Genomic DNA, 513 nt, shown 5'->3' on the forward strand with positions numbered 1-513 from the left:
CGAACGGGTGGCCATCCTGCTCGGCAACCGTGTCGAGGCGGTCGAGAGCCTGCTCGCCGTTACCCGGGCGAGCGGGGTGGGCGTGCCGCTGGATCCCGGGAGCTCAGGGGCGGAGTTGGCCCGTCTGCTGGAGGACTGTGGTGCGCGCGTGCTCATCACCGATGAAGCCCGGCTGACGCATCGGCGGGGACTGCTGTCCCGCCCCGGGCTGATCGTGGTGGTGGCCGAGGGCGGTGAGGAGGACGGGGACACTCCGCTGCCCCGGCCCCATCCGCCAATGCTCCGGAGTCCCCGGACAGCGGAGTGTCCCCGTCCTCCTCACCGCCCTCGGCCACCACCACGATCAGCCCGGGGCGGGACAGCAGTCCCCGCCGATGCGTCAGCCGGGCTTCATCGGTGATGAGCACGCGCGCACCACAGTCCTCCAGCAGACGGGCCAACTCCGCCCCTGAGCTCCCGGGATCCAGCGGCACGCCCACCCCGCTCGCCCGGGTAACGGCGAGCAGGCTCTCG

At 72.7% G+C, this 513-nt stretch carries 1 protein-coding gene and 1 pseudogene; one reads left to right on the top strand and one right to left on the bottom strand.

Annotated elements, in window-relative coordinates; genetic code table 11:
* The first annotated feature begins 7 nt into the window (after positions 1 to 7).
* Entirely contained in the window at positions 8 to 400 is a 393-nt protein-coding gene (locus J0695_RS41135) for an AMP-binding protein (protein ID WP_307798910.1), read from the top strand.
* Here the strand turns inward: J0695_RS41135 and J0695_RS46330 are convergent.
* Positions 315 to 506 (bottom strand): annotated as a pseudogene (locus J0695_RS46330) (AMP-binding protein); the annotation flags it as partial. The gene J0695_RS41135 and the pseudogene J0695_RS46330 overlap by 86 nt on opposite strands.
* Positions 507 to 513 lie beyond the last annotated feature (7 nt).

The sequence above is a fragment of the Streptomyces beijiangensis genome (genome assembly GCF_017315755.1).
Classification (GTDB): domain Bacteria; phylum Actinomycetota; class Actinomycetes; order Streptomycetales; family Streptomycetaceae; genus Streptomyces; species Streptomyces beijiangensis.